This is a genomic window from Microbacterium sp. CFBP 8794 (assembly GCF_014841235.1).
Lineage (GTDB): Bacteria > Actinomycetota > Actinomycetes > Actinomycetales > Microbacteriaceae > Microbacterium.
The window spans coordinates 249,660-262,853 of the sequence record NZ_JACYTT010000004.1; the positions used below are offsets into that span (position 1 = coordinate 249,660).

The following is a 13,194-nucleotide window of genomic DNA, read 5'->3' on the forward strand; positions in this document are numbered from 1 at the left end:
GGCCCCCTCCCTCCGCCCCTCGCCCTCCGCTCGCCCCGGCGACCGGGGCCGGAACCTCACACCCGCGACGGCAGAGCGGTGCGGTCGACCCACGCCGACAGCACCGCCGCGGCATCCGCTCCCCCGGCCCGAGCCACCGCGGCGCGGAAGTCGTCGGTCGTGACGAGTGCGTGGCGGTGGTCGGCGGTCCAGGCGCGCAGCAGATCGAAGAACGCGACATCGCCCAGGGTCCGCCGCAGCGCGTGCAGCGTCAGCGCACCGCGCTTGTACACGCGGTCGTCGAACATGTCGTCGGGTCCGGGGTCGATCAGCAGCAGATCGCGCGGCTTGGCGGCGAGTCGGGCGTAGTGGTCGTCGACGCAGGTCTGCACCGAAGGGCCGCCCGAGGCCTCGGACCACAGCCACTCCGCGTAGCAGGCGAACCCCTCGTTCAGCCAGATGTCGCTCCACCGCGCGAGACCGACGCTGTTGCCGAACCATTGGTGCGCCAGCTCGTGCGCGATGAGGCGCTGCGCCGCGGGCACGAGGTGGTTCATGCCGAAGACGGCGAGGCCCTGCGCCTCGAGCGGGATCTCGAGCTCGTCGGCGGTGACGACGAGCGTGCACGCCTGCTGCGGGTACGGCCCGAACAGGCGGTCGAAGAGCCGCAGCATCTCGGGCACGGGGGCGAAGGCGCGGTCGACCGCGGCCGTCAGCGCCGGCGGGGCGCTGACGGTCACCGGCGGCACGACATCGACGCCACTGCCCGCCAGGGGGCGCGTGCGATATCGGCCCACGTGCACCGCCGCCAGGTACGTGGCGGTGGGCACGTCGGAGGTGAACACGCGGGTGGTGCGACCGCCCCGGCGGAGGCTCGCTCCCGCGACGCCGGTTGCGGCGACCTCGTAGCCGTCGTCGACCGTGATCTGCATGCGCATCGAGGCCCGGTTGTCGGGGCGGTCGTTGCACGGGAACCACGTCGGAGCCCCCGTGGGCTGACCGGCGACCAGAGCGCCGTCGGTGAGCTCTTCCCACCCGACGGTCCCCCAGCGCGAGCGACGGGGCGCCGGGGTGCCGGCGTACGCGACCTCGACTTCGAACCGATCCCCCGCGGCGAGAGCGCGCGCGGGCGTCACGCGGATCGCGTGCGGCCCGGCGGTCACCCGCGCGGCGGCTCCGTCGACGCGCACGCGCGAGGTGCGGAGCCCGACGAGGTCGAGGGCGAACGAGGTCACCGCGGCGCGGGCGACGGCGACGATGGTCGCGGTTCCCTCGAGACGGTTGGTGCGCACGCGATAACCGAGGACGAGGTCGTACGACTGCACGTCGTACGAGGCGTCACCGCTCTGCGGGGCGTAGGAGTCGGTGGCGCTCACGTGGTCGACTGGTAGGCGCGGACCTTCACGGCGCGCCATGGACCGATGGGGTTGCCGCTCCAGCGCGAGCCGACCGGAACGGTCTCACCGCGCATGACCAGCGAAGCCGGCCCCACGGTCGCGTGCGCACCGAGGGTGGAGGCGGGAAGGACCACGCTGTGCGGACCGAGGGTCGCCCCCGCTTCCAGCTCGACGGTATCCATACTCATGATTCGATCATGGAACAGATGCGTCTGCACCACGCATCCGCGGTTGACGGTTGACGCGGCCCCCAAAGTGACCAAGTCGGGTTCGGGTAGCCAGTAGCTCTCGCACCAGACGCCGGCACCGATCGTGGCGCCGAGGCTCCGCAGCCACACGGCGAGCGCGGGGGTTCCGGTCGCCGCGCGCGCGAACCACGGGGCGGCGACCATCTCGGTGAAGGTGTCCGAGACCTCGGTACGCCACACGAAGCTCGACCAGAGGGGCTGTTCCCCCGCGCGGATGACGCCGACGATGGCCCACTTGGCCGCGGTCGAGACCCCGGCGGCGACCGCCCCCGCGGCCAGCATCACCAGGCCCGACAGCAGCAGCGTCCACACCGGTCCGACGCTCTGCCAGAGCCCGGCGAGGGCGAAGATCACCCCGAGCCCGATGGCGCAGGTGACGACGACGGGAACGAAGCGCCCCAGTTCCCACAGCGTCCGCGCCAGGCGCAGACCCGACGTGGGGCGGTAGGTGCGCGACTCGTCGCCCGCGGCCGACAGACGGCGCAGACGCACCGCGGGCGAGCCGAGCCACGACGAACCCGCCTTGGCCTTCATCGGCGCCGCCGACAGCACCGCGACCAATCCGTCGCGTGGCACGCGGTGCCCCGGCGCAGCCATGCCCGAGTTGCCGAGGAACGCGCGCTTGCCGATGCGCACCGGGCCGATCCGCAGCCATCCGGCGCGCAGCTCGTAGGACGCCACCATCGTGTCGTCGGCCAAGAACGCGCCGTCTTCGATTCGGGTCATCGACGGGATCAACAGAACGGTCGATGCCTCGACGTCGCGACCCACCTCGGCGCCGAGCAGGCGCAGCCACACGGGGGTGAACAACGACGAGTACAGCGGGAAGAGGATGGTGCGGGCGGCATCCAGGAGTCGTTCGATGGTCCACGCCTGCCACGCGACGCGGCTGCGCACGGGGTGGGTCCCCTCGGTCAGGCCGATCGAGAGCAGCCGCACGAGCAGGACGACGGATGCCGCGAACACGAGGCCCGTGACGGCGACGGCCGGCACGAGCCAGACGAAGGCGCCGCCCGCGGCCCCGGCGAGCGAATCCGCGCCGCGCATACCCTGGGCGACGACGAGCGCGCCCACGGTGAAGGCCGCGAGCGGCAGCAGCGCGAGCACGAGCGCCGACGCCGCGTACGCCCACAGCCAGCGGGTGGGCGCGGGCGGGCGCTCGGTCGGCCATCCCTTCGCCGTCCCGCCGACGCGCACGGCAGGCGAACCCGCCCACGACTGGTCGGCCTTGACGCGGCCGAACACCGCGGATCCGGGGGCGATCTCGGCTCGCCGGCCGATGCGGGTGCCCGGCGCGAGCGTGGAGCGCGCGCCCACCGTCGCCTCGGTACCGATGCGCACCTCGCCGATGCGCACGAGGTCGCCGTCGATCCAGTACCCGGTGAGGTCGACCTCGGGCTCGATCGATGCGCCGTCGCCGACGACGAGCATGCCCGTGACCGGCGGCAGCGCGTGCATGTCGACGTTCCGGCCGATCCGCGCGCCCAGAGCGCGGGCGTAGTAAGACACCCAGGGGGCGCCGGCCAGCCCCACGGCATCCACCTGGTCGGCGATCTGCTCGGCGAGCCACAGACGGATGTGCACCCAGCCGCCCCGCGGGTGATCCCCGGGGCGTACCCCCGCCAGCAGCAGACGAGCGGATGCCACGGCGATCGCCATGCGTCCGAACGGCGTCGCGAAGATCAGCAGACCGACCACGAGCAGGGGCCAGGGCACCGACGGCAGCACGTCGAAGCCGGGGAGGAGCCGCAGCACGGCCGACGCGGTGAGCAGGTACAGCAGCCACCGCACGCCGGAGAGCACGAACAGCGGCGCGCCCAGCAGCGTCTGAGCCCACTGGGTCGTGCGCGGGGTGGGCTCGGCGCGGTGGAACTCCGCCGCGCCCTCGTCGACCAGCTGCGGACCGAGGGCCTTCGCCATCGCGCCCAGACGGGGAACGTCGTAGATGTCGGCGACCGAGAACTCCGGCACCCGCGTACGGATACGCGAGACCAGCTGCGCGGCCGCGAGCGAACCGCCGCCCAGGTCGAAGAAGTCGGTCTTGCGCTCGGTGACGGCGACGCCGAGCACCGCCTGCCACTGCTCGGCGAGCCAGGCCTCGTCGGCCGAGAAGTCGGTGGGCGCGGGGGCGTCGACGCCCGGGAGCGGCCAGGGCAGTGCCGCGCGGTCGACCTTGCCCGAGGTGCGCACCGGCAGCGCGTCGACGACGCCGAGCAGCGGGATGGTCGCCGCCGGCAGGCGCTCGGCGAGCGCGGCGCGCGCGGCGCCCCGGTCGAGGTCGACGCCCTCGTCCATGACCAGGTAGCCGACGAGCACGGGCACGCCGGCCTCGGTCGTGCGCACGGCGACCGTGGCGGCGCTCACGCCCGCCAGATCCTGCAGCGCCGACTCGACCTCCCCCAGCTCGATGCGTCGTCCGCCGACCTTGACCTGGTCGTCGGCGCGGCCCTGGAAGACCAGGCCTTCCGACTCGAATCGCACCAGGTCGCCCGAGCGGTAGGCACGATCCCACCCGAGCGTCGGCATGGGCGCGTACTTCTCGGCGTCCTTCGCGGGGTCGAGGTAGCGGGCGAGACCGACCCCGCCGATGATGAGCTCTCCGGTGCCCCCCTCGGGAACGGGGAGTCCTTCGGCGTCGACGACGGCCAACGCCCATCCGTCGAGCGGCAGACCGATGCGCACCGGCAGCGAGCCGTCGAGCGCGGCCGCGCACGCGACCACGGTGGCCTCGGTCGGCCCGTACGTGTTCCACACCTCGCGACCGTCGGCGACCAGGCGGGCGGCGAGCTCGGGCGGGCAGGCCTCGCCGCCGAAGATCAGCAGGCGCACGTTCTCGATCGAGTCGGCGGGCCACATCGCCGCCAGCGTCGGCACGGTCGACACCACGGTGATGCCCTGGCGCAGCAGCCACGGCGCGAGGTCTTCGCCGGAGCGCACGAGCGAGCGCGGGGCGGGCACTAGGCACGCGCCGTGCCCCCACGCGAGCCACATCTCCTCGCACGAGGCGTCGAACGCGACCGACAGACCGGCCAGCACTCGGTCGCCCGGTCCCAGCGGCTCCTGCTGGAGGAACAGGCGCGCCTCGGCTTCGACGAATGCCGCCGCCGAACGGTGCGACACGGCGACGCCCTTGGGAACGCCCGTCGAACCCGAGGTGAAGATGATCCACGCGTCGTCGTCGACTCCGGGCGGGGCCACCACCGGCACCGCGTTCGTGCTGGGATGCGGCGCGTCGCCGTCGTACAGGCGCACGAGGTCGGCATCCGCGTCGTGGGAGACGAACTCCCCGGCGCCCACGACGATGCCGCGGACCCCGGCTTCGCCGAACACCAAGCGGGCGCGCTCGTCGGGATCATCGGCATCCACGGGCACGTAGGCGGCGCCGGCGGCCATGACCGCGAGGATCGAGACGTACAGCTCCTTGGAGCCCGACGGCATCCGCACCCCCACGCGGTCGCCGCGGCGCACACCTGCCGCGTGCAGGGCGCCGGCCGTGCGCCAGACGCGCGCGAGCAGCTCCCGGTAGCTCAGGGCGCCCGAGCCGTCGTCGATCGCCGAGGCCTCCGGATGCCGGGCGGCGACGTCCGAGAGCAGATCGATGAGGGTGCGCGCAGGAGCCGCGGCATCCCGTCGGTCCAGCGGAGCCTGTGCGGCGGAGGCAGAGTTCGTCACGGGGGTGAACAGTACAACCCCCAGGAAAACACCCCGGACGGGCCACACCGGTTCACCTCCCGTTCACCCGTGGGGCGCAGTCTCGTAAGAGTCGCTGTTTACCGTTCACGACGAACCCTGCACCGGGTTCCTGTTCCCGACATGCGAAGGATTCACACAGTGAAGCTCTCCCGAATCGCCCAGCTGGGCACCGTGGCCGCCGTGGCCTCTCTGACCCTCGCCGGCTGCGCCGGCCCCTCGAGCTCCGGCGGCGCCGCGGGCTCCTCGGAATCCCCCTCTTCCTCCGACGTGGCGTTCACGATCGACTCCTCGCTCTCGGGCACCATCACCGCCGGTGGCTCGAGCGCCCAGTCCAACGCGCAGGCCGCGTGGACCAGCGCCTACAACGCCCAGGCCAAGGGCGTCACGATCAACTACGACAAGTCGCAGGGCTCCGGCGGTGGCGTCACCAACTTCCTGAGCGGCGCGTACGACTTCGCCGGCTCCGACTCGCCGCTGAACGCCGACCAGACCTCGCAGTCGGTGGCGCTGTGCACCGAGGGCGGCGTGAACATCCCCGTCTACCTCGACGGCGTCGCGATGATCTTCAACATCCCCGGTGTCACCGAGCTGAAGCTCTCGGGCGAGACGATCGCCAAGATCTTCGCGCTGCAGATCACCGACTGGTCCGACCCGGCCATCACCGCCGACAACGGCACCGAGCTCCCCGCCGGCGCCATCACGACCGTCGCGCGTTCGGACGGCTCGGGCACCACGCAGAACTTCACCAACTACCTCGCCGCGACCCAGTCGTCGGTGTGGACCTACCCCGCGGGCAAGGACTGGCCGGTCGAGGGCAACGTGTCGAAGCAGAAGGGCGGCTCCGGCGTCGTCGAGGCCGTCAAGGCGGGCTCGGGCACCATCGGCTACGCCGACCACTCGGCCGTCGGCGACCTCAACTCGGCTGCCGTCATCCAGGACGGCACCGCCGTCGCCTACAGCCCCGAGGCCGTCACCGCGACCTTCGAGGCTGCGGCCGTCGACGCCAGCAACGGCATCGCGGGTGACCTGTCGAAGAAGTTCGACTACTCGAAGCTCACGGCCGAGACGTACCCCATCCCGCTGGTGTCGTACGCGATCACCTGCAGCACGTTCAAGGACGCCAAGCAGTCCGAGCTGGTCAAGTCGTACCTCGGCTTCGTCACGAGCTCGCTCGGCCAGCAGGTCGCGGCCAAGAACGCCGGCTCCGCACCGCTGCCGGACTCGGTCCTCGAGGCTGCCGCCGAGACCCTCTCGGCCATCAAGTAAACATCTGTCGGACTCGGCCCGGCTCGCACCTCTCGTGCGGGTCGGGCCGGGCTGATCGAAGCGATCGATCATCATCGAGCGTTTCGCTGAGCCGAATCCTCACAGAACACCCGACCGAGGAGCACCCCATGACCCGTGCCGAGCGTGAGGTCCCGCGTGACTGACACCGTCGCTGACACCGAGACCGCCCCGTCGTCCCCTCCGCCGCCTCGAGCGAGCATCGTCGGGAAGCGTCGCGTCGGCGACACGGTCTTCCTGGGTCTGTCGACCACGGCTGCCGTGTCGATCATGATCATCCTCGCGGGCGTCGCGATCTTCCTGATCCTGCGTGGGCTTCCCGCCATCACCGCCAACTGGACCGAGGGCGACCTCGCGGGGTACCAGAACGGCACGTGGACCAACTTCTGGGAGTACGTCGGCCCGCTGCTGTTCGGCAGCATCTGGGCGGCGCTCATCGCCATGGTCATCGGCACCCCGGTCGCCATCGGCATCGCGCTGTTCATCTCGCACTACGCGCCCCGCAAGATCGCCGGAGCCCTGGGCTACGTCGTCGACCTGCTCGCCGCGGTGCCCTCGATCGTCTTCGGACTGTGGGGCATCATCGTGATGCGCCCGCTGCTGCTGCCGGTGAGCCAGTTCCTCAACGAGTACCTCGGCTGGATCCCGCTGTTCCAGGGCCCCGTGTCGAGCACCGGCTCGACGATGTTCACCGGTGGAGTGGTGCTCGCGGTCATGATCCTCCCGATCGTCACCTCGATCACCCGCGAGATCTTCCTGCAGACCCCGCGCCTGCACGAAGAGGCCGCCCTCGCCCTCGGGGCGACGCGCTGGGAGATGATCCGCCTCGCGGTGTTCCCCTACGCCCGCAGCGGCATGGTCTCGGCCACCCTGCTCGGCCTCGGCCGCGCGCTGGGTGAGACCATGGCCATCGCGCTCATCATCTCGCCGAGCCTCATCTACTCGGTGCTGCTGCTGACCGACGGCTACAACTCGCAGACCATCGCCGCCAACATCGCCCTGAACTTCCCCATCGCGACCGACCTGCAGCGCTCCGCGCTGATCGGCACGGGCCTGATGCTGTTCGTCGTCTCGCTCGCGGTCAACATGTTCGCGCGCTACATCGTCGCCGCGACGGGCCCGGGGGCCAAGGGTCGCAAGAAGGGAAAGCGCTCGTGACCGCCTCCGTCACCCCCGCGGCCTCGACCCCCCTGGCGCTGACCAGCGGCCGGCTCCCGCGTTACATCGAGCCCGCGCTGCTCGCCGGTGTCGCCGTCGTCGTCGCCGCGATGCAGCTGCTCATGGGCGGCTTCAACATCGCGACCTGGCTGATCCTGACCGCCGTGCTGTACCTGATCGCCATCGGCGTCGGCTCCAGCATCGTCGAGAACCGCCGCAAAGCGGTCGACCGGGTCGTGCGCGGCCTCGTCACCGTGGCCTTCCTTCTCGCCGTGGCGCCGCTCATCTCGACCCTCTACACCGTGGTGTCGAAGGGCCTCGCGGTGGTCAACCTTCAGTTCATCACGCAGGTGGGAGGCACCGCCTTCGACCCGAACACCCTCGAGGTCGTCGCGACCCCCGGTGCCTGGCAGGCCGTCACCGGAACGCTGATCATCACGGGGATCGCGGCCCTCATCTCGGTGCCCATCGGCATCCTGGCCGCGGTCTACCTCGTCGAGTACGCACAGCCGAACAACCCGCTCCGCCGCGCGATCACGTTCCTCGTCGACGTGATGACCGGTATCCCCTCGATCGTCGCCGGTCTGTTCGCGTTCTCGCTGTTCAGCCTCGTCGTCGGTCCGAAGGCCTTCAGCGGCTTCTCGGCATCCATCGCCCTCTGCGTGCTGATGATCCCCATCGTCATCCGCTCCACCGAGGAGATGCTGCGTCTGGTGCCGGCCGATCTGCGTGAGGCGTCGCTCGCCCTGGGCGTGCCGCGCTCGGCCACGATCATCAAGGTCGTGCTGCGCACCGCCGCCAGCGGCATCATCACGGGTGTCGTGCTGGCCGTGGCCCGCGTGGTGGGTGAAACGGCGCCGATCTTCATCGCGGCGAGCTTCACCGACAACTTCAACGCCAACCCGTTCGACGGCCCCATGCAGACCCTCCCCGTCATGGCCTACACCGCGTACAGCTTCCCCGGCCAAGACATCGACGCCTCTCAGGCCCAGGCCTGGGGCGCGGCGTTCCTGCTGGTCGTCCTCGTCGTCATCTTCAACCTGATCGCCCGGATCGTCGCGGCCGTGTTCGCGCCGAAGGCGCGCTGAGCTAGGAAAGGCACTCCCGTGTCCAAGAGCATCGAGGTCCAGGACCTCAACGTCTACTACAGCGACTTCCTCGCGGTCGAGGGCGTCTCGATCGACATCGAGCCGCGTTCGGTCACCGCCTTCATCGGCCCCTCGGGCTGCGGCAAGTCCACGTTCCTGCGCACCCTGAACCGCATGCACGAGGTGATCCCCGGCGGCCACGTCAAGGGACGCGTGCTCATCGACGGCGACGACCTCTACGGTCCCGGTGTCGATCCCGTGCTCGTGCGTCGTCACGTCGGCATGGTGTTCCAGCGCCCCAACCCGTTCCCGACGATGTCGATCCGCGAGAACGTGCTGGCCGGCGCGAAGCTCAACGACAAGCGCATGTCGAAGAGCGACGCCGACGCCCTCGTCGAGAAGTCCCTGCAGGGCGCCAACCTGTGGAACGAGGTCAAGGACCGCCTCGAGAAGCCCGGCGGCGGACTCTCGGGTGGTCAGCAGCAGCGTCTGTGCATCGCCCGCGCGATCGCGGTCTCGCCCGACGTGCTGCTGATGGACGAGCCCTGCTCGGCGCTCGACCCCATCTCGACCTTCGCGATCGAGGAGCTCATCTCGGAGCTCAAGAACGAGTACACGATCGTCATCGTCACGCACAACATGCAGCAGGCGTCGCGCGTGAGCGACAAGACGGCGTTCTTCAACATCGCCGGAACCGGCAAGCCCGGCAAGCTCATCGAGTACAACGACACGTCGGCGATCTTCACCGCGCCGACCGTGCAGGCCACGGAAGACTACGTCTCCGGCCGCTTCGGGTAAGCGCCAGAACGACGAAGGCCCCGCTTCAGCGGGGCCTTCGTCGTTTCCGCGCCGGGGCGGGCCGGTCGCGCGGGCTGGGCGCGTGAGCTCAGTCGCGCGGGCTCAGCAGGTACGCGTTGAGGTCGGCGGTGAGCTCCCGGTCCACCGTCTTCGGACGACCGTCGACGGCCGACACGGGCGCGGCGAGACGCACGCTCGACAGCAGCCACGCGGCATCCGCATCTTCGAGGTCGTCGAGCAGGACGGTCTCGTACGAGGTAGAGAACCCGCGCGACTCCAGGTGGGAGAACAGGCTCAGCTGCGTCGTCCCGTGCAGGATGCCGACCTGCGGCTCGGGGGTGACGAACCGGTCGCCCACGCGCAGCAGGACGGATGCCGTGGGCGCCTCGAGAACGACCCCGTCGTTCGTGACGAAGACGGCGTCGTCGGCGCCGCGGCGCTGGGCCTCGCGGATTGCGGCCATGTTCACCGCGTACGACAGGGTCTTGGCCCCCAGCAGCAACCACGGGGCGCGGGCGGGGACGTCGGCCGGGTAGCCCCGGTCGAGGGTGGCGATGCGTACGCCGTCGCGTCGGGCGCGGGCGTTGTCGGGGGCCGTGGCGAGGGTGATCCACGCGGTCGGCGACGCCCCGGATTCGACACCGCGGCTGAGGATGAGCTTGATGACGCTCTCGCCGGCGCCGGCCTCGGCGGCGACGCGCTCGATCGCGGCCCGCCACTGCGCCGGATTCGGCGTGGGAAGGTCGCACAGCCCCGCAGACCGGGCCAGACGTTCGAGGTGGGGCCCCACCTCTTGCGGGTGGCCGTCGACGACGCCGAGCGATTCGAAGACCCCGTCGCCCCGTTGCGCACTGAGCTCACCGAGCGGCAGCACGGGAGCGTTCGGATCCACCGCGTGCAGCGTGTCGGAGAAGTCCTCCCGCTGATCGTCGGATGCCACGGGGTCGATCACGAGAGCGAAACGCCAAGCCATGCAGCGAGCCTAGGGCCGCCGAAGCGACACGCCCGGGGCTTGTCAACGGGTCGCGCGAAGGGAATGTCTTCGGCCGACCCTTGTTACACTCTTCTAGCCGGGCCGCAGTAACCCCGGGCTCCATCTTTTGCCGCTCTGAGCGGCCATGCGCCGAGAGGCGTTCTGCGGTCCGGCACTTATCTTTTCTGCGGCAGACGTCGCGTCGCAGGCTCGAGAGGCATTGCCCTCGTCTGCGCGGCACTCTTCTCGTCGTCCGGCGCCGGCGGAACGCGGGCGGCACCACGATCCACCGCCGCAGGCCCGACGGGCCGCGTCATCCGCTCCGACTCAGGCGAGCGCGTCGCGGCGCCAGAGCGCGGCGGAGGCCGACAGATCGTCGGCGTACGTCGCCAGGCGCAACGCGCGGGTGGTGAGCGCCGTCGCGCGCTCCGACTCGGTGTTCTCGTAGTCGTCGGCCAGGTGACTCGACCCCGACGCCTGCACACGGCAGAAGGCCGCCGCGCGATCGAGCGCCACGGCGAAGTCCCCCTCGAAGAGACCCCGCAGGATCGTGTCGATCAGCTGCACGAGTTCTTCCGGGCCGGCGGGGGCGGGCGCGCCCGCCACGACGGGGTCGACCGTGGCGATCTCGGTGCGTCCGCGCTCGTAGAGCAGAGCCGCGGTCGCGGCGTCGTCGTGGATCATCAACTGCAACAGGTACAGGCGCCAGAGCGCGCCCGGAAGCGACTTCGCCGGGGAACGCGACCACAGCTCCGCGATGTCGTCGATCCCGTTGTCGTCGGTGAAGGCGACCAGTCGCTCGACGACGTCGACGGTGGGGTCTGCCCGCACCCTCGACAGCAGGGCCTGCGCGGTGCTGTGCGCGACGCGCGACACCTCGGCGGGGTCCTCCGCCGCGAACAGGCGGTCGAACAGCTCAGCGGGCCGTCGCACGGGCTTGTGGAACTCGCGTGAGGAATCGCTCATCGTTCCAGGCTAGGGCGTCGACCCTCACCGTGGGCCGAGAGCGACGCCGGGGCTCAGGCTGTCGCGACGGCGACGACGGCGTCGGTGCTGGGCGTTCCGTCGGGCGATCCGCCCGCCGGCTCGATGGTGACGGCGATGACGTCGCCCTCGTGCATCTGACCCTCGAGGACGGTGGTCGCCGAGCCATCGGCATCCGGCTCGAAGGTTCCGGCGGCGATCGGGGTGCCCTCGCGCACGAACCACAGCTCGTACGTCTTGTCGGACGGAAGCGCGGGCATGCCGTCGGAGACCAGGACGCTGCGTCCGGTCGACGCCGACCAATGGGCGGTCGCGACGGTGCCGTCGGGCATGGTGGCCGTGGCCGAGCGGGCGTCGGGCGATCCTTCGATCTGCTCCAGGGCGACGACGGCGGCCGGGGGTGCCATCAGCTGACCCACGCTCACGGCGCCGAAGCCGAGAGCGAGAACAGCGGCGAACGACGCAGCCAGGGTGAACCACCGGCGACGGCCCCAGCCGGATGCCGAGGCGACGGAACCAGTCGATACGGGCTCACGCTCCGTCACGACAGGGGTGAGGCCCGCTGCGGCGAAGTCCTCGTCGTCGAGCGGGGCGGGGGTCGCCGCAGCGGGGGAATCGTCTTGGGGAAGATCGGAGATGCGGGCGAACAATGACGCACGCACGGAAGCGGGCGGCTCGACGGGCTCGATGGTTTCGCTGATCGCGGCCACGGCGTCGGCGGCAGATCGAACGTGGGAGTCCCAGTGCGGATTACCCGCCAGAGCCTCCTGGTACGCGCGCTCATCTGCTGCCGAGAGCGCGTTAAGCGCGTGCCCGGCAGCGAGGTCGGCGAAGTCCCTCTCGTTCACTTGTCCACCCCCATTTCCATCCTCAAGCGTGACAATCCGTCGCGCATCCTCGTCTTGATCGTTCCGAGCGGCGCCCCGACGAGAGTAGCGATCTCACTCTGGCTGTATCCACCGAAGTAGGCCAGGGTGAGGGCTTCTTTCTGCGCTTCGGGAAGCGCCGCCAGTGCATCGACGACGCGTCGCCCCTCGATCTTCATCTCGACTTTTTCAGAGACGTTGTCATAGGCAACGTCCATATCGCGGAACCCCGCGCGTACGTCACGATCGGCACTGGACTGCGACGACCGCACGCGGTCCACCGCTCTCCGGTGGGCGATCGTGAGAACCCACGACCTTCCTTGGCCTCTATTCGGAGTAAACCGCGCGGCGGATTGCCAGATCTCGAGGAAGACCTCCTGCAGCACCTCTTCGCTCTGCGATCGGTCGACGAGCACGCGCAGGATGAGGCCGAAGGCACGAGCCGACAGGACGTCGTACAGCTCGGCGAAGGCGAGGCGGTCGCCCGTCGCGACGCGCTGCAGCAGCGCTCCGACCTGATCGACAGGCTCCGTCCCGTCGTCGGGAAGGTCGAAACCGTCGATCACCATGGCCCCCATCATTCCTTACGCATACAGAGACCCCCGTACGCGCGCGCGCGAGCCGCGCAGCTCGGCGAGGCCGGCCCGCCATCCTCGGGCCGATCGAACTCGGATCAAAAAGATTCTGAAGAATATTTACGAGCCTCTGACCTGCGATTTTCCTGCC

10 protein-coding genes are annotated in these 13,194 nt (G+C 70.5%); 4 read left to right on the forward strand and 6 right to left on the reverse strand.

The features are described 5' to 3' along the window. Positions 1-56: 56 nt before the first annotated feature. Entirely contained in the window at positions 57-1,355 is a 1,299-nt protein-coding gene (locus tag IFU19_RS12075) for a M1 family metallopeptidase (protein WP_192014033.1), read from the reverse strand. Further along, positions 1,352-5,296 (reverse strand): Pls/PosA family non-ribosomal peptide synthetase, encoded by a 3,945-nt coding sequence (locus tag IFU19_RS12080; protein WP_342343414.1) that lies wholly within the window; start codon positions 5,294-5,296, stop codon positions 1,352-1,354. The genes IFU19_RS12075 and IFU19_RS12080 overlap by 4 nt, the downstream gene beginning before the upstream one ends. A 159-nt stretch (positions 5,297-5,455) precedes the next feature. Between IFU19_RS12080 and IFU19_RS12085 the strand changes: the two genes are divergently transcribed. The 4 genes from IFU19_RS12085 (at position 5,456) to pstB (ending at position 9,645) form a co-directional block, all read left to right on the forward strand. Further along, positions 5,456-6,583: a phosphate ABC transporter substrate-binding protein PstS gene (locus IFU19_RS12085; protein ID WP_055838330.1), complete on the forward strand. Its 1,128-nt coding sequence runs from the start codon at positions 5,456-5,458 to the stop codon at positions 6,581-6,583. A gap of 156 nt (positions 6,584-6,739) precedes the next feature. Next, complete coding sequence (gene pstC, locus IFU19_RS12090; RefSeq protein WP_055938237.1) at positions 6,740-7,759, forward strand: phosphate ABC transporter permease subunit PstC; 1,020 nt, start codon at positions 6,740-6,742, stop codon at positions 7,757-7,759. Continuing rightward, positions 7,756-8,847 carry a phosphate ABC transporter permease PstA gene (gene pstA / locus IFU19_RS12095; protein WP_055838335.1) on the forward strand — a complete coding sequence of 364 codons (1,092 nt, stop codon included), beginning with the start codon at positions 7,756-7,758 and terminating at the stop codon, positions 8,845-8,847. The genes pstC and pstA overlap by 4 nt, the downstream gene beginning before the upstream one ends. Before the next feature lie 18 nt (positions 8,848-8,865). After that, positions 8,866-9,645 carry a phosphate ABC transporter ATP-binding protein PstB gene (pstB, locus tag IFU19_RS12100; protein WP_055838337.1) on the forward strand — a complete coding sequence of 260 codons (780 nt, stop codon included), beginning with the start codon at positions 8,866-8,868 and terminating at the stop codon, positions 9,643-9,645. An 88-nt stretch (positions 9,646-9,733) separates the two neighbouring features. On the opposite strand, the gene IFU19_RS12105 is transcribed toward pstB, so the two are convergent. The 4 genes from IFU19_RS12105 to sigK all read right to left on the reverse strand — a co-directional run bounded on the left by IFU19_RS12105 (position 9,734) and on the right by sigK (position 13,037). Beyond that, positions 9,734-10,618, reverse strand: a complete 885-nt coding sequence (locus tag IFU19_RS12105) for an aminodeoxychorismate lyase (RefSeq protein WP_192014035.1) — start codon at positions 10,616-10,618, stop codon at positions 9,734-9,736. Between the two features lie 327 nt (positions 10,619-10,945). Then, positions 10,946-11,584, reverse strand: a complete 639-nt coding sequence (locus tag IFU19_RS12110; protein WP_055838342.1) for a hypothetical protein — start codon at positions 11,582-11,584, stop codon at positions 10,946-10,948. A gap of 53 nt (positions 11,585-11,637) precedes the next feature. Next, positions 11,638-12,450, reverse strand: a complete 813-nt coding sequence (locus tag IFU19_RS12115) for an anti-sigma factor domain-containing protein (RefSeq protein WP_192014037.1) — start codon at positions 12,448-12,450, stop codon at positions 11,638-11,640. Further along, a complete protein-coding gene (gene sigK / locus IFU19_RS12120; RefSeq protein WP_055839471.1) occupies positions 12,447-13,037 on the reverse strand; it encodes an ECF RNA polymerase sigma factor SigK in 591 nt (196 codons plus the stop codon). The genes IFU19_RS12115 and sigK overlap by 4 nt, the downstream gene beginning before the upstream one ends. Positions 13,038-13,194: the final 157 nt, after the last annotated feature.

What these genes read in the sequence shown, in the direction of transcription:
- IFU19_RS12105 (WP_192014035.1), bottom strand. Translation starts at nt 10,618, where the DNA reads ATGGCTTGGCGTTTCGCTCTCGTGATCGACCCCGTGGCATCCGACGAT.
- IFU19_RS12110 (WP_055838342.1), bottom strand. Translation starts at nt 11,584, where the DNA reads ATGAGCGATTCCTCACGCGAGTTCCACAAGCCCGTGCGACGGCCCGCT.
- sigK (WP_055839471.1), bottom strand. Translation starts at nt 13,037, where the DNA reads ATGGTGATCGACGGTTTCGACCTTCCCGACGACGGGACGGAGCCTGTC.